Consider the following 19,505-nt stretch of genomic DNA (forward strand, 5'->3'; position numbering starts at 1 on the left):
CCCCAACCTACGTGGCGAAGCGCACCAGTACGGCGTCGGCTTCGACGAAATCGCCCTGCGCGGCGCCGATGCTGTCGATGGTGCCGGCGCGCGGAGCCTTGAGCGCCAGCTCCATCTTCATCGCTTCCATCACCAGCAGTTCCTGGCCTTCCTCAACCTGGTCGCCGGGGCTGGCCTTGACCAGCACGATGCGGCCCGGCATGGGGGCGATCACCTGGTTGCCGCCGCCACCGCTCTTGGATTCCCACTCGAACGCGGCGGCGCGGGCGAAGGCGTGGCGGCGGCCGCCGGCGTCGTGCAGCAACACGCGCTGCGTGTCGGCGTGCAGCGGCAGGCGCAGGGATTCGCCGTCGAAGCGGGCGCTGAGCGCCTCGCCGTCGTGGCGCGCACCCTGCACGTGGCAGCTGGCATCGCCATGGCGCAATTCATAATTGCCGGCGTGGCCGTGGGCTTCCACTTCGTAGCGCTGCTCGCGCAGCGACAGCGCCACGATGCGCTTGCCGGCATGGCCGACGCGCCAGGCGTCGGTGCGGGCCCAGGGCGAATACGGATCGCTGCCGTGCGCCGCCTGCGCCACCACCGCGTGCTCGTCGTGCAGCAGCGCGGCCACGGCGGCGGCAAACAGCAGCTGCGGCGCGGGCGCGGCGTCGCCGGCGAGGAATTCGTCCAGGTGGCGGTCGAGATAGCCGGTGTCGATGCGGCCTTCCACCACCACCGGGTGGCGCACCAGCCGTTCGAGGAAGGCGATATTGGATTTGGGCCCGGCGATCTCGCAGGCCATCAGCGCTTCGCGCAGGCGCTGCAGGGCCTGCGGGCGGTCGCGGTCGTGCACGATCAGCTTGGCGATCATCGGGTCGTAGAAGATCGTGACCGTATCGCCCTCGATCACGCCGCCGTCCAGGCGCACCTGGCGCGAGGCTTCCGGCAGGCGCAGGCGCAGCAGCTTGCCGGAGCCGGGCAGGAAGTTCTGTTCCGGGTCTTCCGCGTACAGGCGCACTTCGATGGCGTGGCCCTGCGCGTGGATGTCTTCCTGGCGCAAGGGCAGCGCCTGGCCGGCGGCGATGCGCAGCTGCCATTCGACCAGGTCCAGGCCCAGCGTTTCCTCGGTGACCGGATGCTCGACCTGCAGGCGCGTATTCATCTCCATGAAGAAGAACTCGCCGTCGGGTCCGACGATGAATTCCACCGTGCCGGCGCCGACATAGTCGACCGCGCGCGCGGCAGCCACCGCAGCGGCGCCCATCGCGGCGCGGCGTTCCGGCGTGAGGAACGGCGAGGGCGTTTCCTCCAGCACCTTCTGGTAGCGGCGCTGCGCCGAGCATTCGCGCTCGTTGAGATGGATGACGTTGCCGTGGGTGTCGCCGAACACCTGGAATTCGATATGGCGCGGATGCTGGACGTAGCGCTCCAGGATCACCCGCGTATCGCCGAACGCATTGGCGGCTTCGCGCTGCGCGGAGGCGAGCGCGTCGGCGAATTCCTGCTGCGCATGCACGATGCGCATGCCCTTGCCGCCGCCGCCCGCGGCGGCCTTGATCATCAGCGGGAAGCCGGTGCGGGTGGCTTGTTCGGCGAGGAAGGCCGCGTCCTGGTTGTCGCCGTGGTAGCCGGGCACCAGCGGCACGTCGTGGTGTTCCATCAGCGCCTTGGCGGCGGCCTTGGAACCCATCGCGTCGATGCTGGCCGGGCGCGGGCCGATAAAGGCGATGCCGGCCTCGGTGCAGGCGCGCGCGAAAGCGGTGTTCTCGGACAGGAAGCCGTAGCCGGGATGGACAGCCTGGGCGCCGCTGCGCCGGGCCACCTCGAGGATGGCGTCGCCGCGCAGGTAGGAGTCGGCCGGGCGCGGCCCGCCGATCGGCCAGGCCTCGTCGGCCAGCCGCACGTGCTGCGCATCGGCGTCGGCCTCCGAATACACCGCGATGGTGTGGATGCCCAGACGGCGGCAGGTGCGGATCACGCGGCAGGCGATCTCGCCGCGGTTGGCTATCAGTACGCGCTCGAACATGCACGGGTCCGTGGGTGTGGGGTGCAAAGTCCGTAAAGCTAGCAGAACGGGCGTTTCAGGCCGATGCGCGGCGCAGCATTTGGCGGTGGCACGGCTGCCGTAGGTTGGGGTGAGCGAAGCGAACCCCAACGTCCAGCGTGTCGGCGGCGCCCGTTGGGGTTCGCTTCGCTCACCCCAACCTACACCGGCGCTGGATGGATTTACTCGCCTTCCCAGTAATCCACCGTTTCGCCCTGTCGTCCGATCACGCGGAAAAACTGCGGCGCACCATCCGCCCCCGGGCCGTATTCCGCGATCACACCGAACTTCTTGCTGTCCGGGTATTCGCACACTTCCGGCGTCTGCTTGGTGCTGACGCTGAGATAACGCAGGTCCTTGTCGCTGGTATTGGCGATCTGGTGCGCGCTCTCCGGCCCGCCGGGCGGGCAGGCGATGATGTCGCCGGCGCGGATCGGATGGCGTTCCTCGCCGATGCGCAGTTCGCCTTCGCCTTCCAGCACGAAGAACATTTCCTCGTTGATGCGATGGTTGTGGAAGGGATAGCCGCGCTTGCCGGGCGGCAGCAGCGTGATGTTGTAGCCGAGCTTCTGCGCGCCGAGCATCAGTGAAAGGCGCGCAATGCGCGGCGCGTAGCGTTCGGCGGCGCTGCCGGTGGGCGCGAAGGCGAGCGGGATGGGCTGCGGCTCGACGTCGGCGATATTGAGGATAGGGCGGGGCATGGGAGCTCCTGGGCAGGTTGGGGTGAGCCGGAGGCGAACCCCAACGGGTTGGTGCGCTTGGAGGGGGCACGTTGGGGTTCGCTGTGCTCACCCCAACCTACGTCATGGCGTCACACCGTCAGGTGGCAGACGGCTTCCACGTTGTGGCCGTCCAGATCCAGCACGAACGCCGCGTAGTAGTTGTCGTGGTAGTGCAGGCGCAGGCCGGGCGGGCCGTTGTCGGTGCCGCCAGCGGCGAGCGCCGCGGCGTAGAAGCGGTCGACTGCTTCGCGGGTGGGCGCGACGAAGGCGACATGGATGGCCGACAGCGGCGCGATCGGATCGGCGCTGATCCAGAAGCTGGGCTTGCCGTCCTTGCCGAAGCCGGCATGCGAGCGGCTGCCGGTTACTTCCTGGGTGACTTCCATCGCCAGGCCGCCGCCGAGCGGGGCCAGCACGCGTTCGTAGAAGGCCTTGCTGCGGGCGTAGTTCGAGACGGGCACGCCGATATGGTCGAGCATGTAAGCCACTCCTTGCAGGGGATGACGGAAGGTAAGCGCGACGCAGTTTATGCCTGCGCGGTCCAGGCCGCCGCGCGCTTGTCGAGAAAGGCGCCCAGGCCTTCCTGGCCTTCGGCGGAAACGCGCAGGCGTGCGATCAGCTCGGCATTGTCGCGGTCGATGCGCTCGGCCTGCGCTTCGTCCTGGCCGGCGACGCGCAAGGCCAGGCGCTTGGCCTGCGCCTGCGCCACGGGGCCGGCCTTGGCGAACGCGGCCAGCACGCTGTCGACGGCCTCGTCCAGCGCCTCGGCGCGCACGCACTGGTGCAGCAGGCCGATGCGCTCGGCGGTCGGCGCGTCGAACAGTTCGCCGGTGAGGAACAGGCGGCGCGCCTGGCGCAGGCCGATCGCGGCGATCACGTAGGGGGAGATCACTGCCGGCACCAGGCCGAGCTTGACCTCGGTCAGGCCGAACTTCGCGCCGTCCACGCCGATGGCGATATCGCAGCAGGCGACCAGGCCCACGCCGCCGCCATAGGCCGCGCCGTTGACTCGCGCGATGGTCGGCTTGGGCAGGAACTGCAGGGTGCGCATCAGCGTGGCCAGGCGCAGCGAATCCTCGCGGTTGTCCGCCTCGCTGGCCTTGGCCATGCCGCGCATCCAGTTCAGGTCGGCGCCGGCGGAAAAGCTGGCGCCCGTGCCGGTGAGCACCACCGCGCGCACGGCCTGGTCGCGGCCGGCCGTGGCGAGCGCATCGGTCAGTTCGGCGATCAGGCTGTCGTCGAAAGCGTTGTGCACCTGGGGGCGGTTCATCGCGATGCTGCGGACGCCGGCGCGATCGGCGAGCTGGAGGCTGGTGTACATGGGAGCCTGGGCGGTGGGGGAAAGCACGTAGGTTAGTGAAAGGGAGCGGGGAGGAGGCAAGCGGCAGCAAGAGCTTGCGATCCACCCGTAGCTAATGCCGCATGGCGGTGCGGATTCACCGTTTCCGTCACAACCCGGTTACAATGCGAACCATTCTTATTTGAGTGGTTGCCGTGCGACTGTCCGACCTGCCGAAAGGGGCGCCTGCCGTGGTGGACCGAGTGGACGATGCGCTTGCCGACGATCCGATCGCGCAGCGCCTGCGCGACCTGGGCTTCGTCACCGGCGAGCCGGTCCGCGTGGTGGCGCGCGGACCGCTGGGCGCCGACCCGCTGCTGATCCAGATCGGCTCGACGCGGTTCGCCCTGCGCCGCAGCGAAGCGGCGCGCGTCACCGTGCGCACCGGAGACCACGCATGAGCGCGAGCACGCTGCGCATCGCCCTGGTGGGCAATCCCAATTGCGGCAAGACCGCGCTGTTCAACCAGCTCACCGGTGGCCGCCAGAAAGTGGCCAACTACGCCGGCGTCACGGTGGAGCGCAAGGAAGGCCGCTTCACCGCCCCCAGCGGCCGCGTGCTGCACCTGATCGACCTGCCGGGCACCTACAGCTTCGACGCCACCAGCCCGGACGAGCAGATCACCCGCGACGTCTGCGCCGGTGCGTATCCCGGCGAGCCGGCGCCCGACCTGATCGTATGCGTGGCCGACGCCACCAACCTGCGCCTGCATCTGCGCTTCGTACTGGAAGTGAAGCGCCTGGGCCGGCCGGTGGTGCTGGCGCTGAACATGATGGATACCGCGCGCCGCCGCGGCATCCGCATCGACGTCGAGGAACTGCAGCGCCGCCTGGGCGTTCCGGTGGTCGAGACCATCGCGGTGAAGCGCGGCGGTGCGAAGGACCTGATCGCGCGCGTGGACGGCGAGGTTCCCACCGCCGCCGACGCGCAGCCGGACGATCCGGCCAGCCGCGCCGACCTGCACGGACAGGTGCGCGAGCTGCTGGCCGCCACCGTGGTGATGCCGCGCAATACCGATGCGATCGACGATGCGATCGACCGCTGGGCGCTGCATCCGGTATTCGGTCTGGGCATTCTCGCGGTGCTGATGTTCCTGATCTTCCAGGCGGTGTTCTCCTGGGCGCAGCCGTTGATGGATGCGATCCAGGCGGGCGTGGCCGCGTTCGGCGGCTGGGTCACCGGCGCACTGCCCGAGCACAGCGCGCTGCACAGCCTGCTCAACGAAGGCATCTTCGCGGGGCTGGGCGCGGTGCTGGTGTTCCTGCCGCAGATATTGATCCTGTTCCTGTTCATTCTGTTGCTGGAGGAATCCGGCTATCTGCCACGCGCGGCCTTCCTGCTCGACAAGCTGATGTTCAAGGCGGGCCTCACCGGGCGCGCCTTCATTCCGCTGCTGTCGAGCTTCGCCTGCGCCATTCCCGGCATCATGGCCACGCGCAGCATCACCGACCCGCGCGACCGCCTCACCACGATCCTGGTGGCGCCGCTGATGACCTGCTCGGCGCGCCTGCCGGTGTACACGCTGCTGATCGCCGCGTTCATTCCGCAGCGCACGGTGTGGGGCCTGTTCAATCTGCAGGGCGTGGTGCTGTTCACGCTGTACGTGGCGGGCATCGTCAGTGCGCTGACGGTGGCGTTCGTGATCAAGCGCTTCCGCAAGGACAAGAGCGAGCACGCGTTGCTGATGGAGCTGCCTTCGTATCGGCTGCCGAATCCGCGCGACATCGCGCTGGGCCTGTGGGAGCGCGCGCTGATCTTCCTGAAGCGCGTGGGCGGCATCATTCTCGCGCTCACCGTGCTGCTGTGGTTCCTGTCCAGCTTCCCGGCGCCGCCGCAAGGCGCGACGCAGCCGGCCATCGACTACAGCCTGGCCGGCCGCCTGGGCCACTTGCTGCATTACGTGTTCGCGCCGATCGGTTTCAACTGGCAGATCTGCATTGCGCTGATCCCCGGCCTGGCCGCGCGCGAAGTGGCGGTGTCGGCGCTGGGCACGGTGTATGCGATGTCCGCCGCCGGCGGCGACGATGCGCTGGCCAGCCAGCTCGGCCCGGTGATCGCGCAGCAGTGGTCGCTGGCCACCGCGCTGTCGCTGCTGGCCTGGTATGTGTTTGCGCCGCAGTGCATGTCGACCCTGGCGGTGATCCGCCGCGAGACCAATTCCTGGCGCAACGTGGCGATCACCGCCGGTTACTTGTTTGGCCTGGCCTACCTGGCTTCGCTGATCACCTATCAAGTGGCGAGCGCATTGTCATGAGCACGTTCGGCGTGATCCAGGCAGTGATCATCGGCGCGCTGGTGCTGTTCAGCGCGCTGTACGCCATGCGCAAGCTGCTGCCCGGCATGAGCACGCGCTGGCTGGCGGCGCTTTCCGCCTCGCTCAACAAGCCGTGGCGCAAGCCCTGGCTGCGCGCGCTGGGACGCCGGCTGCAGCCGGCGCAGGCCAGCGGCAGCTGCGGCGACGGCTGCGGCACCTGCGGCAGTTGCGGCCCGACGCCGCCGGCGTCCGCGCGGCCGGATGCGCAGCCGCTGGAATTTCGCTCTCGCCAGCGCTGACAGCTGCTCGTCATCCCGGCCTGCGCCGGGATGACGAGGTTGCGACGGCTTGGAGTGAGTCGCTGCGATCCCATGCCGATCAGGCTTCGCGTCAGCGCCAGCGCAACTGCTTGCGCTGCTTGAACAGATCCAGCATCCAGAACAGCAACGCGCCGGCGGCGGGCAGGCGTGCGTCGCTGAGCAGCAGCACGGCGACGATGATCACCAGCACGCCGACCAGCGTGTCCGGCAGCTTGCTCAGGAACGAGCGCCTGGCCGGATTGCGCGCGCGCCAGCGCAGGAAGCCCAGGGCGATCGCCGGCACTGCCAGCAGCAGGGCAGGGAACCGCAGCGGCTCTCCATCATAGGTATGGCCGAAGCTGTAGAGGGCGAATGCGCCCAGCGCCAGCAGCGGCACGAAGGCGATGCGCAGCAGTGGACGCGGCGTCACCGGTTGCTCCGGCTGCTGCTGCCAGCGCCAGGCCAGCAGGAACACCAGATAATAGGCCCAGGCCGCGGTGGCGATGCCGGCCATGATCGGGAACACGTTGCGGTCCGACTGTGCATCTACCGACACGTACAGCAGCGTGGCGGCCAGCAGCAGCGCGGCGCAGCGGATGGCGCCGACGATTACCCGCGGCCGCGTCACCAGGAAGCGTTCCGCCGCCGCGATGCAGAAGCGCGTGAGGCGCGGATCGAAGAAGCTGTCGAGCAGGTGCAGGTTGCCGTCGCACAGCCGCAGCGCGAAGCGTCCGAGCGAACTGAGCCGGTTGGGAATCAAGGCGGCGAACGCGATCCACCACCAGCGGAACGGCTGGCGCAGCCGCTGCAGGTCATGCCAGGCCTGGTTGGGCATGGGATACGGTTTTTTCGGGTCCTTGGTGACGCTGGCGAGCGCGTTCTTGTTGCGCTCCTGCATCAGCCAGCCGATTTCCAGGCGCGCGGCGAAGTCCTGCGGCGTCTGGCCGGCCTGGGCCAGCAGCGGGCGCAGGCCGAAGAACTGGATCAGCAGCCAGGCACAGGCGGCGGGCATCGGCGGGCGTTCCAGCCATAGCCGTTCGAACAAGGGCCGCGCGGCTGCCTGGCGCACGGCAAAGTTGCGCAGCGCCGGCTGCACGCACAGCGCGGCTTCCAGCGGCGCGCGGTCGCCCGCCAGCGCCTGCGCGCTCAGCCAGGCGAAGAAGCCGTCCATATCCAGCCACTGCGCATTCGCGCCCCAGGCCTGCATGCTCGGCGAGTGGCGTTTCACCAGCTCGTAGCGTTCCTGCGCAAGGCCGCGCAGTTGATGCAGGTGCAGCGCATCGACGCCGCTCTGGGTGTGCTCCAGATCGAAGAAGTCCAGCGTGGCATCCATGCTCGCCGCGTCGATCGGCGGCACTTCGCCGAGCAGCCGCTGGATCAACGCGCGTCCCACGTGCTGCTTGACCTGCAGCGACCACAGCGCCGGCTGTTCGTGCAGCCACGATTTCAGCTGGCGCGGCTGGCCCAGCGGCGCGACTTTCATATAGGACTCGATAAAGGCCGGCAGGTCGAAGGGTTGCGGCGGCGCGGGCGCGGCGGCCGCCGGCGCCTGGGCGAACGGTACCGGGCGCCAGGCGCCGTGCGTATCCGGTACGGGCGGCATGTGCGGCGCCGGCGCTGCGGACGGCACGTGCGGCAGCTGCGGTGCATCGACCGGCGTGGCGGCTTCGTCGGCGTACTCCGCCTCCTCCGCGTCCTCTTCCTCGTCGGCGCAAGGCACCATCGCCATCGAAGCCGTACGCACGCGCCACGCCAGCGCGCGCTGATACATCTCGTGCAGTTGCTGGAAGCCGGCCGGATCCTCGTCCGGGCGCACCGTCCGCAGGCGCTTCGCGTAAGCGCGCTTGATCTCCCGTTCGTCCGCTTCCGGCGGCAGGCCGAACTCGTCGAGCGGAGAGTTCACAGGCTGGCCTCCAGCGTATCCAGCGCGTCGGCGAAGTGGCGGCGGTGCTCGCGGATCATCTGCTCGTCCTGGCTTTCCAGGATCGAGCGGAAGCGCGCGATCCAGTGCTGCAACTGGTCGCGCGCCTGCACGTACTCCTCGTACAGGCGTTCGGCGCGGGCCAGCATGGCGATGTTTTCCTGCTTCTCGCGCGGATGGATCTTGATGTTCTCCAACGCCAGCAGGCGCGCCCGGATCTCCTCGGGGCTGAGCACGCCGGGGTTCTGCTCCAGCACCAGCTCGTGGCGCTGGCGCGTGGCGACCACCTCGGCTTCCACCTGCAGCACGCCGTTGACGTCGTAGGTGAAGCGCACGTTCACCGCATTCTCCTGTTTGGTGCGCTGTGCCGGCAGGGGAATGTCCAGTTCGCCCAGCTTGATATTGCGCTCGACCATCGGGTTCTCGCCCTGGTACACGCGCAGCTTGATTTCCTTCTGGTGGTCGCGGGTGGGATAGAACTCCTCCTCGCGGCTCACCGGCACCGTGCTGTTGCGATGGATGATCGGCGCGAAGAAGCCGTCCTGCTCGATGCCGCCTTCGTCGCGGCGCGCGATCGCGATGCCCAGGGTGTAGGGGCAGACGTCGGTAAGAATCACCTCGTCCAGCCGCTGGTCGCGCGCCTTCATGCCGGCGGCGGCGCAGGCGCCGAGCGCGATCGCCTGGTCCGGATTGATGTGGCGCAGCGGCAGGCGGCCGAACATGCGCGAAACCAGCCGCGCCGCCAGCGGCATGCGGCTGGCGCCGCCGACCATGATGATCTCGTCGAGCTGGTTCGGCTGCAGGCGCGCATCGCGCATGGCGCGCTCCAGCGGTGCGCGCATGCGCTGCACCAGTTCTTCGCTGAGGCGGGCGAAGCGCTCTTCGTCGATGCTCCAGGACAGCAGTTCCTCGCCGCGCTTCCAGTTCACCTGCGCCTGGCCGGTGCCGAGGTCGCGCTTGGCCTGTTCCAGGCGGCGGCGCAGCTGGCCGCGTTCCTGCGGCGACAGCTCGCCCAGCTTGTGGTCGGCGTGGAAAGCCGTTTCCAGCACGTCGAGGAAATCCTCGCCGCCGAGATAGTTGTCGCCCGCGCTGGCGTGTACTTCCACCACGCCGTCGAACATCTCCAGGATGGACACGTCGAAGGTGCCGCCGCCCAGGTCGAACACCAGGAAGCGGGTGCCGTCGCGCTGTTCCTGCAGGCCGTAGGCCAGCGCCGCTGCGGTCGGCTCGTTGATCAACCGCTCCACCCGGATGCCGGCCAGTTCGCCCGCGGCGCGGGTGGCCTTGCGCTGTGCGTCGGAGAAATACGCCGGCACGCTGATCACCGCCTCGCTGACCTTCTCGCCGGTGGCGGCTTCGGCGTCGGCGAGCAGCGTGCGCAGGATCAGCGCGGACAGCTCCTCCGGCCGGAACATGCGCGCGCCCAATCGCGTTTCGCGCGCACTGCCCATCCAGCGCTTGAACGCCGCCACGCTGTCGCCGGGATGGCTGATCATGCGGTCGCGCGCGGCCTGGCCGACGATCATGTGGCCCTGCTCGTCCACGCTCACCACGGAGGGCGTCAGCAGTTCGCCGAGCGCATTGGGAAACAAGGTGGAGCCGGCTTCGCCGTAGCGGCCGACGAGCGAGTGGGTGGTGCCTAGGTCGATGCCGACGATCATGCTTGCCGAACCCCTGTCGATAAATGAAACCCGCGCAGCCCGTTCAGCGCGTGCCGGCGGGCGTTTCCGGTGGCGCTTCGTGCGGCGGCTAAGAGGCGGTGCTGGTGGCAGGCGCCATGGCGGCGCCACTGCAATGCCTGCTGGTGGGCATCGTGCAGCCGCTGGAAAGCGGCGGGACTCTCGCCGGGCCGATGCTTTTTCAGTAGCGGCGCGCAGGCGCGCTTGATCGCCGGCTTACCGGCGTCCGCCTCGGGCGTCAGGCCCAGTCGTTCAAAGATGCCGTGGATCATGCTGCTTCCTGCCTTGCTGCCGGTCCTGTCCATGGGCGCGGCCCATCGCGCCGTGCGGCGGCGCGATGGCGACTATGCGTGGTGCGTGCACGTTCCGTCCCCCTGTCGAAAGAGCATGCCGCTTTTTGGTTACATGCGGAACACGCCGTAGCGCTGCGGCTCGATCGGCGCGTTGAGCGAGGCGGAGATGGCCAGGCCCAGTACGCGGCGGGTGTCAGCCGGGTCGATGATGCCGTCGTCCCACAGGCGCGCGCTGGCGTAGTAGGGGTGGCCCTGGCGCTCGTACTGGTCGCGGATCGGTGCCTTGAAGGCTTCCTCGTCCTCCGCGCTCCAGCTCTTGCCGGCCGCTTCCAGGCCGTCGCGGCGCACGGTGGCGAGCACCGAGGAAGCCTGTTCGCCGCCCATCACGCTGATGCGCGAGTTCGGCCACATCCACAGGAAGCGTGCGCCGTAGGCGCGGCCGCACATGGCGTAGTTGCCGGCGCCGAAGCTGCCGCCGATCACTACGGTGAACTTCGGCACGTGCGAGCAGGCCACGGCGGTGACCATCTTGGCGCCATCTTTGGCGATGCCGGCGTTCTCATACTTCTTGCCGACCATGAAGCCGGTGATGTTCTGCAGGAATACCAGCGGCACGTTGCGCTGGTTGCACAGCTCGATGAAGTGCGCGCCCTTGAGCGCGCTCTCGGCGAACAGGATGCCGTTGTTGGCGACGATGCCGACCGGGTAGCCGTGGATATGCGCGAAGCCGCAGACCAGGGTCTTGCCGTAGCGCGCCTTGAATTCATGGAGTTCGGAGCCGTCGACGATGCGCGCGATCACTTCGCGGATATCGAACGGGCGGCGCGTGTCCTGCGGGATCACGCCGTACAGCTCGTCGGCGGCGTAGCGCGGCTCGGCCGGCGTGCGCAGGGCCAGCGGGATGTCCTTCTTGCGATTGAGGCTGGCCACGATGTCGCGGGCGATCGACAGCGCATGCGCGTCGTTCTCGGCGAAGTGGTCGGCCACGCCGGAGACGGACGTATGGACGTCCGCGCCGCCCAGCGCCTCGGCGTCCACCACCTCGCCGGTGGCGGCCTTCACCAGCGGCGGGCCGCCCAGGAAGATGGTGCCCTGCTCGCGCACGATGATGGTTTCGTCGCTCATCGCCGGCACGTAGGCGCCGCCGGCGGTGCACGAGCCCATCACCACGGCGATCTGCGGAATCCCTAAGCCCGACATGCGCGCCTGGTTGTAGAAGATGCGGCCGAAGTGTTCGCGGTCGGGAAACACCTCGTCCTGCAGCGGCAGGAAGGCGCCGCCGGAATCGACCAGGTAGACGCAGGGCAGGCGGTTTTCCAGCGCCACTTCCTGCGCGCGCAGGTGCTTCTTCACCGTCATCGGGAAATAAGTGCCGCCCTTGACGGTGGCGTCGTTGGCGACCACCACCACTTCGATGCCGTGCACGCGGCCGATGCCGGTGATGATGCCGGCGGCCGGCGCGGCATCGTCATACATGCCGTGCGCGGCGAGCGGCGACAGTTCGAGAAAGGGCGAGCCGGGATCGAGCAGGGCGCGGATGCGCTCGCGCGGCAGCAGCTTGCCGCGCGCGGTGTGCTTCTCGCGCGCCTTCTCGCCGCCGCCTTCCGCGCTGACGGCCAGTTGGCGCTGCAGGTCGTCCACCAGCGCGCGCAGGTTGGCGCTGCCGGCCTGGAATTCGGGCGAACGGGTATCGAGCTGCGAGGTGAGGACACTCATTGGCGAGGGCGCGTTCGAGGGGAAAGGCCGGATCATAGCGGCCGGCGCGCCGGGGCCGAAACGCACCGCCGCATTTCCTCGCGCGGTATAGCGCTATTTTTCGCGGACGAAAAAAAACCGGCCGCTTGCGCGACCGGTTTTCCTGAAGCAATCGCGAAGGGATTAATGGCCCTTGGCGGCGTCCTTCGCCTTTTCCGCGGCGTCCTTGGCGGCGCCGGCAGCGTCCTTGGCGGCGTCAGCGGCCTTGGAAGCGGAGTCGGCAGCCTGCTCCATGGCGCTGGCCGGAGCGGCGGTACCGGCGGCAGCCGGAGCGGCAGCGGTCGAAGCCGGAGCAGCGGCCGGAGCGGCAGCGGTGGAGGCCGGGGCAGCAGCCGGAGCCTCGGCAGCCTTCTGAGCCTGGTCAGCGGACTGCTGAGCCTGGTCAGCCGACTTCTGGGCGTCCTGCGCGGAATCCTGCGCGCCGTTGCTGCAAGCCGCCAGCAGCGCGACGAGCGCGGAGGCGAGTAGGGTACGCGTGAACTTCATTGTTGAATCTCCTTTGCCGTGGAATGCCGTTTGGCGGGCGTATTAATAGCGCTTTCGCGGAATTTGCGCCACATCTTTATTTAACAAGGCCATAGCCGGTTATCCCCCTTTCATTGGGGTCGCCGGCCAGGCCATGCCTTTCGCTTAGAGCAGTTCGACCGCGATGGCGGTGGCTTCGCCGCCGCCGATGCACAGCGAGGCGACGCCGCGCTTCAGGCCACGGGTCTTCAGCGCATGCAGCAGGGTCACCACCAGGCGGGTGCCGCTGGCGCCGATCGGATGGCCAAGCGCGCAGGCGCCGCCGTTGACATTGAGCTTGTGGTGCGGGATGCCCAGCTCGCGCATCGGCGCCATGGCGACCACGGCGAAGGCCTCGTTGACCTCGAACAGGTCCACGTCCTCGACCTTCCAGCCGGCCTTCTCCAGCACCTTCTGCATGGCGCTGACCGGGGCGGTGGTGAACCACTCAGGCTCCTGCGAATGGGTGGCGTGCGCCACGATGCGGGCCAGCGGCTGCAGGCCGCGGGCCTTGGCCTCGTCGGCCGAGAGCAGCACCACGGCGGCGGCGCCGTCGGAGATGCTGGAGGAGCTGGCCGCGGTGATCGTGCCGTTTTCCTTGCGGAAAGCGGGCTTCAAGGTCGGCACCTTGGCGATGTCGGAGCGGCCCGGCTGCTCGTCGGTATCGACCACCACGTCGCCCTTGCGGCCGGCCACGGTGACCGGAACGATCTCTCCGGCGAAGGCGCCGTTCTGCTGCGCGGCCTGGGCGCGCTTGACCGACTCGATGGCGAAGGCGTCCTGCTCTTCGCGGGTGAAGTGGTACTTGTCGGCGCACAGTTCGCCGAACACGCCCATGGCCTTGCCGTCGTAGGGATTGGTCAGGCCGTCCCAGGCCATGTGGTCGACCAGCTGACCGTCGCCGTAGCGGATGCCGGTGCGCGCGTTGACCATGTGCGGCGCATTGGTCATCGACTCCATGCCGCCGGCAATCACCACGGCGGCCGAGCCGGCCTTGATCAGGTCGTGGCCGAGCATGATGGTCTTCATGCCCGAACCGCACACCTTGTTGACGGTGGTGCAGCCGACGGCGGCCGGCAGGCCGGCCTTGAGCGCGGCCTGGCGGGCCGGGGCCTGGCCGAGATTGGCCGGCAGCACGCAGCCCATCAGCACTTCATTGACGTCCTGTGCGGCGATGCCGGCCTGCTCCAGGGCAGCCTTGATGGCGGTGGCGCCCAGCACGGGGGTGGGCACGCCGGTGAACTGGCCGAGGAAAGAGCCGATGGCGGTGCGCTTGGCGCCCGCGATGACAACACTGACGTCCGACATGGGGATCTCCGCAAGAACTTCTGAGTGGGCAGGGGTTGCCCGTTTGGTGTGATGGGTGATGCCGTAACCGCGTAATTATCGCAGCGCCTACCACTGCCGGCAAACCGTTGCCGTAACAGAGGTTTGCGCGCGACCTCCGTGATTATTCCGTCGCCTTCCTTCGCACTTCGTTGCCCTGGCTTTGTGCGACCATTGCGCCCAGGAATCACCGTCCGCGGGCAAGCCGCGCCGGTCTAGACATGGGTCGTCAAAAAGTGGGGATCAAGATCATGGGCATGGGGAACGGTTTTCCGCGCCAGCGCGAAGTGTGCCTGGCGGTCGTGGTCGCGCTGGGATTGAGCGCCTGCGGAGGCGGCGGAGGCGGCAACGGCAATGTCCGCGTCACGCCGAGCACGCCGCCGAGCACGCCGTCCACGCCATCGCAACCCAGCAGCCCGCAGCCGCCGATCGATGCGCAGCTGACGCTGACCGACACCAACGCGGCGCACGCGCAGGGCTATACCGGCCAGGGCGTCACCATCGGCGTGGTCGACAGTGGTGTCATGCGCAACCATCCGGCCTTGGCGGGACGGGTGCTGGCGGATCTGCTCTACGTCGATCCCAGCGTAAACAACACCAGCATCGACGACGTGGTCGGCCATGGCACCTGGGTCTCGCAGGTGGCCGCCGGCAAGCCGGTCGGGCAGTTCGTCGGCGGCATCGCGCCGGGGGCGAACATCGTGTCCGCGCGCATCATCGCCGACAAGGCGCCGACGGACGATGGCTCCGGCCAGGGCAACCGGGCCACCACGGCCGATCCGCTGGGCGCGATCAACGACGACCTGATCGCCAACGGCGTGAAGGTGATGAACAACTCCTGGGGCGGCCTGTACTGGGACGCCACCGCCACCGCGACCACGCAGAGCTTCCACGACGCCTACAACCGCTTCATCAACAGCTGGGGCGGGCTGGTGGTGTTCGCCGCGGGCAACGATTCGAAAGCCAATCCCAGTGACGTGGCCGCATTGCCGGCGCGTGCGCCGGACCTCACCCGCGGCTGGCTCACGGTAGTGGCGGTGGACAGCAACAACCCGACCAAGCTGGCCAGTTATTCCAATGCCTGCGGCATCGCCATGAATTACTGCCTGGCCGCGCCGGGCAACCTGATCGTCACCGGCAAGGACGACACCACCACCAGCACCAGCTACTACATCATCACCGGCACCTCGTTCGCCGCGCCGCAGGTGTCGGGCGCCGCTGCGCTGGTGTGGCAGGCCTATCCGTATTTCAGCAACGACCTGGTGCGGCAGACCCTGCTGGGCACCGCCGCCGACCTCGGCACGCCGGGGCCGGACAGCACCTTCGGCTACGGCATGCTCGACGTGGGCAAGGCGGTGAACGGTCCGGCGAAGTTCGACTGGGGCGACGTCACGGTGAGCTTCACCGGCAGTTCGAGCTGGAACAACCCGATCTCCGGCGCCGGCGGCCTGATCAAGCAGGGCACCGGCACCCTGCTGCTGACCCAGCCGTCCACCTACACCGGCCTTACCCAGGTGCAGGGAGGCGTGCTGTCGGCGAAAGCGCTGGCCTCCGGCGTGGCGATCGGCGCGCAGGGCACGCTCACCGACACGCATGGCATCGGCGGCAACGTGGCCAATGCCGGCGTGCTCACGGTGCGCGGTGGCGACGTCAACGTGACCGGCAGCTATCAGCAGACGGGCGCCGGGCGTCTCGCGCTGGAACTGGGTTCGGTGCTGCGCACGGGCGGCAGCGCCACGCTCGGCGGCGGCGACCTGTACGTGATCGGCGCGGGTTCGGGTTACGTCGCCAATGCGCACACCAACGTGCTGGTGGCGAACGGCGGACTCAGCGGCGCGTTCTCCGCCGTCAACACCGCTTCCAACGTTTTCCTCAACGCCTCGATCAACTACGACGCCACCAGCGCCTGGCTCAATGTCACGCAGGTGCAGGTGACCGCGGTGCAGGGCATGAGCTACACCGCTGCCTCGATGGGCGCGGCGCAGCGCGTGGATGGCGCTTTCCAGCAGCTCAACATGCAGCTCAACGGGCAGCTCGCGCAAAGCGGCGTGAGCGGGCAGGCCGCGGCGTCCGGCTTTATCCAGGGTGCGGCCCTGTTGCAGCAGTCGCCGAATCTCAATGCCGCGCAGCACTCGCTGGAAAGCCTGTCCGGCCAATTGCACGCGGCGAGCGCAGCGATGACCCTGCAGGCGATCGACGCCAGCACGCGCGCCTTCTCCGACCGCTTCGACGAACTGGCGCAGGCGCCACTGGCCGGCGGCTGGGCGCAGAACCTCGGCTACCAGGGCTCGATGGCGCGCGCCGGCTACGGCAACGTCGGCATGGACCTCAGCGGCTGGATGGTGGGCCAGGACCGCCGCCTCGGCGCCAACGGCTTCGCCGGTTTCGCGGTGGCGCAGATGCAGGGCCTGGGCCGCCTGGCCGAGAGCGCCGACCAGGGCCGCAGCCGCGCCGTCGAAGGCAGCCTGTATGCCGGTGTCACGCGCGATGCGTGGTACGCGACGGGCCGCGTCGGCGTCGGCGACTACCAGGAAAACATGCGCCGCCACCTGCAGCTCGGCGACGCCACCACGGCCGTGGCCAGCGATACGCGCGGCCGCTACGGCGTGGCCTATGGCGAAAGCGGTTATCGCTTCGAGGCCGCCGGCATGCGCGTCACGCCGTACATGGACGTTCAATACACGCGCATCCAGCGCGACGGCTTCAACGAACTGGGCGGCTACGGCTTCGGCCTGAAGGCGCCGAGCCAGACGATCGAGCGCTGGCAGGCCGGCGCGGGCGTGCGTGCGGCGCGCAGCTGGCTGGTGCCCAGCCTGGGCCGGCTGGACCTGAAAGCGCGGCTGTCCTGGCAGCAATCGTTCGCCACCCGCGGCGATGTGTTCGACGCCAGCTTTACCGGGCTCAATCAGTGGGCGCCGCTGGGTGGCGTCGGCTTGGCGCGCTACGCCGGGCTGGCCGGCCTGGAGCTGGACTGGCGCTTCTCTTCGCGCGGTGCCTTGCAGCTGGGCTACGACCAGTACTTCGGCCAGCGCGACCAGTCGAGCATGGCCACGCTCGCCTATCAGTACCGCTGGTAAGGACGGGGCGGCATCGGCCGACGCCGATGCCGCTCAGCGCGACGTGTGGCGCAGACCGAACGGCTGGTAATGGCCGCGGCGCGTGGCGTAGCGGGGGCGGGCCGCAAGCAGGTCGGCGAGGTGATCGATCGCCGTGTCGGCGGGCGCGGACGTGGCGCTGCCTCGTGCGGTGTTCGCGTGATTCATGCGGCAGGCCAGCAGCAGTTCGGCGACGGCCTGGCGGGCCTGGTGTACCAGCGGGTCGGAATGGATGCAGTCGTTCTTCATGACGCGCCTGCGTAGCGCAGGCCGGTAGCCGCTGGATCAGCGGACAGCAGGATCGCCGTGCGGCGTGTCGCTTTCGTGACGTTGCCGCGACGGATCGCGCACCGCGGCGCGCGATCCGTACTGCACGGGCTCAGGACTTGCCGTGGAACAGCTCGCGCCCGATCAGCATGCGGCGGATCTCGTTGGTGCCGGCGCCGATCTCGTACAGCTTGGCGTCGCGCAGCAGGCGGCCGGCCGGGAACTCGTTGATATAGCCGTTGCCGCCCAGCGCCTGGATCGCTTCCAGCGCCACCTGCACCGCATTCTGCGAGGCATTGAGCAGGCACGCGGCCGGATCGATGCGCGACTTGCTGCCCTGGTCGAATTCGCGCGCCACCATATAGGCGAAGCCGCGCGAGGACTGCAGTGCGGTGTACATGTCGGCGACCTTGGCCTGCATCATGCCGAACGTGCCGATCGGCGCATTGAACTGCTTGCGCTCGCGCACGTAGGGCAGCACCAGGTCCATCGCCGCCTGCATCAGGCCGAGCGGGCCACCGGACAGCACCAGGCGCTCGGTGTCCAGGCCGCTCATCAGCACGCGCACGCCTTCGTTGACTTCGCCGACGATGTTGGCGGCGGGAATCTCGCAATCCTCGAACACCAGCTCGCAGGTGTTGGAGCCGCGCATGCCCAGCTTGTCCAGCTTCTGCGCGGTGCTGAAACCCTGCATGCCCTTCTCGACGATGAAGGCGGTCATGCAGCGGCTGCCGGCCGGGCGCGGCGCGGTGCGCATATACACCAGCAGCACGTCGGCGTCGGGGCCGTTGGTGATCCACATCTTGGTGCCGTTGGCCACCCACACGTCGCCGCGCAGCTCGGCCTTGCAGCTCATCGAGCCGACCACGTCCGAACCCGCGCCGGGTTCGCTCATCGCCAGCGCGCCGACGTATTCGCCGGAGCACAGCTTGGGGAGGTACTTGCGGCGCTGTTCTTCATTGCCATTGTGGAACAGGTTCTGCACGCACAGGTTGGAATGCGCGCCGTAGGACAGGCCGACGGAACCGGAGGCGCGGGAGATTTCTTCCATCGCCACCATGTGCGCCAGATAGCCCAGGCCGGTGCCGCCATAGGTTTCCGGAACCGTCATGCCCAGCAGGCCCATCTCGCCGAACTTGCGCCAGAGATCGGCCGGGAACACGTTGTCGTGGTCGATCTGGTTGGCGCGGGGAGCAATCTCCTTTTCCGCGAAGGCGTGCACGCTTTCGCGTAGCAGGTCGAGCTCTTCACCGAGGGAAAATGGACGCATCGGAAGCTTCCGGCAGGGACGGGGAGCCGGAAATGCTAACGCAGGATCGGTACCGGCCCATGGCGCAGCGCACCACGGCGCGGTTCGGACGGGTCATCGGCTCGGAAATAGTCCGATTGCTTCTGTCCGTGAAGTAGATCACAGTTATCTAATATAAGTGGGTGGGGGCACCTCAGGGATTATGGATGTGAGAGGTTTTCTCGCGCTTCCGGCACTGCTTGGAGGCTTGAGCGCATGGGCGCGCCGGCGGCTGCGCAGGGGAGTCTGGACACGCGGCGCGTCGGTGAGCATCGAGCTGGGCGGCTTGCGCCTGCGCGTGCTGCGCCGGGAAAAGCCGTCGGCGGACGACGCCTGGTGCCGCAATCAATTGCTGGTCGATGCCCGCTGCGACGTGCACGAACGCAGCTTGCACGAGCACGGCACGCTGCTGTCCGCGGTCGACCTGCAGGCCTGGTGCCTGAAGCTGCCGTCGCTGCTGGATGGCGAACTCACCGAGCTGCACCTGTGCAGCGTCAGCGACCGCATCGGCCTGCACCTGCAGCGGCCGCTGCAGGAGAACCTCACCGCGGTGACGGTGGCGCTGGTCGATCCGGCGCGCGACGGCCAGACCGTGTACGACGCCTGGCACGCCGGGCGCGGCCTGCTGTTCCTGGTCACCCAGCTGCAGCTGCAGGAATTCTTCGCGCAACTGGAACATGCGATGCAGCGCTTTCCGGTGCGCTACGGCCACGTGCAGCGGCAGCCGGCCTAGCCCGCGC

At 68.5% G+C, this 19,505-nt stretch carries 17 protein-coding genes; 5 read left to right on the forward strand and 12 right to left on the reverse strand.

Going from position 1 to position 19,505, the window contains the following annotated elements:
• Positions 1 to 7 precede the first annotated feature (7 nt).
• The 4 genes from AB4083_RS08515 to AB4083_RS08530 all read right to left on the reverse strand — a co-directional run bounded on the left by AB4083_RS08515 (position 8) and on the right by AB4083_RS08530 (position 4,066).
• Positions 8 to 2,005, reverse strand: coding sequence for an acetyl/propionyl/methylcrotonyl-CoA carboxylase subunit alpha (locus AB4083_RS08515; RefSeq protein ID WP_441607352.1), 1,998 nt, complete (start codon positions 2,003 to 2,005; stop codon positions 8 to 10).
• Between the two features lie 200 nt (positions 2,006 to 2,205).
• The gene (locus tag AB4083_RS08520) at positions 2,206 to 2,724 is read right to left on the reverse strand and encodes a cupin domain-containing protein (protein ID WP_441607353.1); all 519 of its coding nucleotides are present in this window, start codon (positions 2,722 to 2,724) and stop codon (positions 2,206 to 2,208) included.
• A 110-nt stretch (positions 2,725 to 2,834) separates the two neighbouring features.
• Positions 2,835 to 3,224 (reverse strand): VOC family protein, encoded by a 390-nt coding sequence (locus AB4083_RS08525; RefSeq protein ID WP_441607354.1) that lies wholly within the window; start codon positions 3,222 to 3,224, stop codon positions 2,835 to 2,837.
• 47 nt (positions 3,225 to 3,271) lie between these two features.
• Positions 3,272 to 4,066 (reverse strand): enoyl-CoA hydratase-related protein, encoded by a 795-nt coding sequence (locus AB4083_RS08530; RefSeq protein ID WP_441607355.1) that lies wholly within the window; start codon positions 4,064 to 4,066, stop codon positions 3,272 to 3,274.
• Positions 4,067 to 4,239: 173 nt separating this feature from the next.
• Between AB4083_RS08530 and AB4083_RS08535 the strand changes: the two genes are divergently transcribed.
• Genes AB4083_RS08535 through AB4083_RS08545 form a run of 3 tightly spaced genes read left to right on the forward strand, consistent with a single transcriptional unit; the run spans position 4,240 to position 6,637 of the window.
• Positions 4,240 to 4,485 carry a FeoA family protein gene (locus tag AB4083_RS08535; RefSeq protein ID WP_441607356.1) on the forward strand — a complete coding sequence of 82 codons (246 nt, stop codon included), beginning with the start codon at positions 4,240 to 4,242 and terminating at the stop codon, positions 4,483 to 4,485.
• Positions 4,482 to 6,338: a ferrous iron transporter B gene (feoB, locus tag AB4083_RS08540; protein ID WP_441607357.1), complete on the forward strand. Its 1,857-nt coding sequence runs from the start codon at positions 4,482 to 4,484 to the stop codon at positions 6,336 to 6,338. The genes AB4083_RS08535 and feoB overlap by 4 nt, the downstream gene beginning before the upstream one ends.
• On the forward strand, positions 6,335 to 6,637 hold the full coding sequence (locus AB4083_RS08545) for a DUF6587 family protein (RefSeq protein WP_441607358.1): 303 nt from the start codon (positions 6,335 to 6,337) through the stop codon (positions 6,635 to 6,637). Before feoB ends, AB4083_RS08545 begins: the two co-directional genes overlap by 4 nt.
• Before the next feature lie 91 nt (positions 6,638 to 6,728).
• On the opposite strand, the gene AB4083_RS08550 is transcribed toward AB4083_RS08545, so the two are convergent.
• From AB4083_RS08550 to AB4083_RS08575, 6 genes are all read right to left on the reverse strand, one after another.
• Positions 6,729 to 8,540, reverse strand: coding sequence for a J domain-containing protein (locus tag AB4083_RS08550; protein WP_441607359.1), 1,812 nt, complete (start codon positions 8,538 to 8,540; stop codon positions 6,729 to 6,731).
• Positions 8,537 to 10,219 (reverse strand): Hsp70 family protein, encoded by a 1,683-nt coding sequence (locus AB4083_RS08555; RefSeq protein ID WP_441607360.1) that lies wholly within the window; start codon positions 10,217 to 10,219, stop codon positions 8,537 to 8,539. The genes AB4083_RS08550 and AB4083_RS08555 overlap by 4 nt, the downstream gene beginning before the upstream one ends.
• Positions 10,216 to 10,509, reverse strand: coding sequence for a hypothetical protein (locus AB4083_RS08560; RefSeq protein ID WP_441607361.1), 294 nt, complete (start codon positions 10,507 to 10,509; stop codon positions 10,216 to 10,218). The genes AB4083_RS08555 and AB4083_RS08560 overlap by 4 nt, the downstream gene beginning before the upstream one ends.
• A 129-nt stretch (positions 10,510 to 10,638) precedes the next feature.
• Entirely contained in the window at positions 10,639 to 12,246 is a 1,608-nt protein-coding gene (locus tag AB4083_RS08565; RefSeq protein ID WP_441607362.1) for a carboxyl transferase domain-containing protein, read from the reverse strand.
• A 162-nt stretch (positions 12,247 to 12,408) separates the two neighbouring features.
• Positions 12,409 to 12,771 carry a hypothetical protein gene (locus AB4083_RS08570; protein ID WP_441607363.1) on the reverse strand — a complete coding sequence of 121 codons (363 nt, stop codon included), beginning with the start codon at positions 12,769 to 12,771 and terminating at the stop codon, positions 12,409 to 12,411.
• A 144-nt stretch (positions 12,772 to 12,915) separates the two neighbouring features.
• Entirely contained in the window at positions 12,916 to 14,097 is a 1,182-nt protein-coding gene (locus AB4083_RS08575) for a thiolase family protein (RefSeq protein ID WP_441607364.1), read from the reverse strand.
• A 275-nt stretch (positions 14,098 to 14,372) separates the two neighbouring features.
• On the opposite strand from AB4083_RS08575, the gene AB4083_RS08580 reads away from it, so the two are divergent.
• Positions 14,373 to 17,192, forward strand: a complete 2,820-nt coding sequence (locus AB4083_RS08580) for a S8 family serine peptidase (RefSeq protein ID WP_441607365.1) — start codon at positions 14,373 to 14,375, stop codon at positions 17,190 to 17,192.
• A gap of 33 nt (positions 17,193 to 17,225) precedes the next feature.
• On the opposite strand, the gene AB4083_RS08585 is transcribed toward AB4083_RS08580, so the two are convergent.
• Together AB4083_RS08585 and AB4083_RS08590 are read right to left on the reverse strand one after the other, a co-directional pair.
• Complete coding sequence (locus AB4083_RS08585; protein ID WP_441607366.1) at positions 17,226 to 17,459, reverse strand: hypothetical protein; 234 nt, start codon at positions 17,457 to 17,459, stop codon at positions 17,226 to 17,228.
• A gap of 130 nt (positions 17,460 to 17,589) precedes the next feature.
• A complete protein-coding gene (locus tag AB4083_RS08590; protein ID WP_441607367.1) occupies positions 17,590 to 18,747 on the reverse strand; it encodes an isovaleryl-CoA dehydrogenase in 1,158 nt (385 codons plus the stop codon).
• A 283-nt stretch (positions 18,748 to 19,030) separates the two neighbouring features.
• Here AB4083_RS08590 and AB4083_RS08595 point away from each other — a divergent pair, with 283 nt between their 5' ends.
• On the forward strand, positions 19,031 to 19,498 hold the full coding sequence (locus tag AB4083_RS08595) for a WapI family immunity protein (RefSeq protein ID WP_441607368.1): 468 nt from the start codon (positions 19,031 to 19,033) through the stop codon (positions 19,496 to 19,498).
• Positions 19,499 to 19,505 lie beyond the last annotated feature (7 nt).

The sequence above is a fragment of the Dyella sp. 2RAB6 genome, assembly GCF_052115385.1.
Lineage (GTDB): Bacteria > Pseudomonadota > Gammaproteobacteria > Xanthomonadales > Rhodanobacteraceae > Dyella_D.

Excerpts from the sequence above, each read along its gene's own strand:
- AB4083_RS08530 (WP_441607355.1), bottom strand. The coding sequence starts at position 4,066 with ATGTACACCAGCCTCCAGCTCGCCGATCGCGCCGGCGTCCGCAGCATC.
- AB4083_RS08560 (WP_441607361.1), bottom strand. The coding sequence starts at position 10,509 with ATGATCCACGGCATCTTTGAACGACTGGGCCTGACGCCCGAGGCGGAC.
- AB4083_RS08515 (WP_441607352.1), bottom strand. The coding sequence starts at position 2,005 with ATGTTCGAGCGCGTACTGATAGCCAACCGCGGCGAGATCGCCTGCCGC.
- AB4083_RS08575 (WP_441607364.1), bottom strand. The coding sequence starts at position 14,097 with ATGTCGGACGTCAGTGTTGTCATCGCGGGCGCCAAGCGCACCGCCATC.
- AB4083_RS08555 (WP_441607360.1), bottom strand. The coding sequence starts at position 10,219 with ATGATCGTCGGCATCGACCTAGGCACCACCCACTCGCTCGTCGGCCGC.
- AB4083_RS08565 (WP_441607362.1), bottom strand. The coding sequence starts at position 12,246 with ATGAGTGTCCTCACCTCGCAGCTCGATACCCGTTCGCCCGAATTCCAG.
- AB4083_RS08570 (WP_441607363.1), bottom strand. The coding sequence starts at position 12,771 with ATGAAGTTCACGCGTACCCTACTCGCCTCCGCGCTCGTCGCGCTGCTG.
- AB4083_RS08590 (WP_441607367.1), bottom strand. The coding sequence starts at position 18,747 with ATGCGTCCATTTTCCCTCGGTGAAGAGCTCGACCTGCTACGCGAAAGC.
- AB4083_RS08545 (WP_441607358.1), top strand. The coding sequence starts at position 6,335 with ATGAGCACGTTCGGCGTGATCCAGGCAGTGATCATCGGCGCGCTGGTG.
- AB4083_RS08585 (WP_441607366.1), bottom strand. The coding sequence starts at position 17,459 with ATGAAGAACGACTGCATCCATTCCGACCCGCTGGTACACCAGGCCCGC.
- feoB (WP_441607357.1), top strand. The coding sequence starts at position 4,482 with ATGAGCGCGAGCACGCTGCGCATCGCCCTGGTGGGCAATCCCAATTGC.
- AB4083_RS08525 (WP_441607354.1), bottom strand. The coding sequence starts at position 3,224 with ATGCTCGACCATATCGGCGTGCCCGTCTCGAACTACGCCCGCAGCAAG.
- AB4083_RS08520 (WP_441607353.1), bottom strand. The coding sequence starts at position 2,724 with ATGCCCCGCCCTATCCTCAATATCGCCGACGTCGAGCCGCAGCCCATC.
- AB4083_RS08580 (WP_441607365.1), top strand. The coding sequence starts at position 14,373 with ATGGGGAACGGTTTTCCGCGCCAGCGCGAAGTGTGCCTGGCGGTCGTG.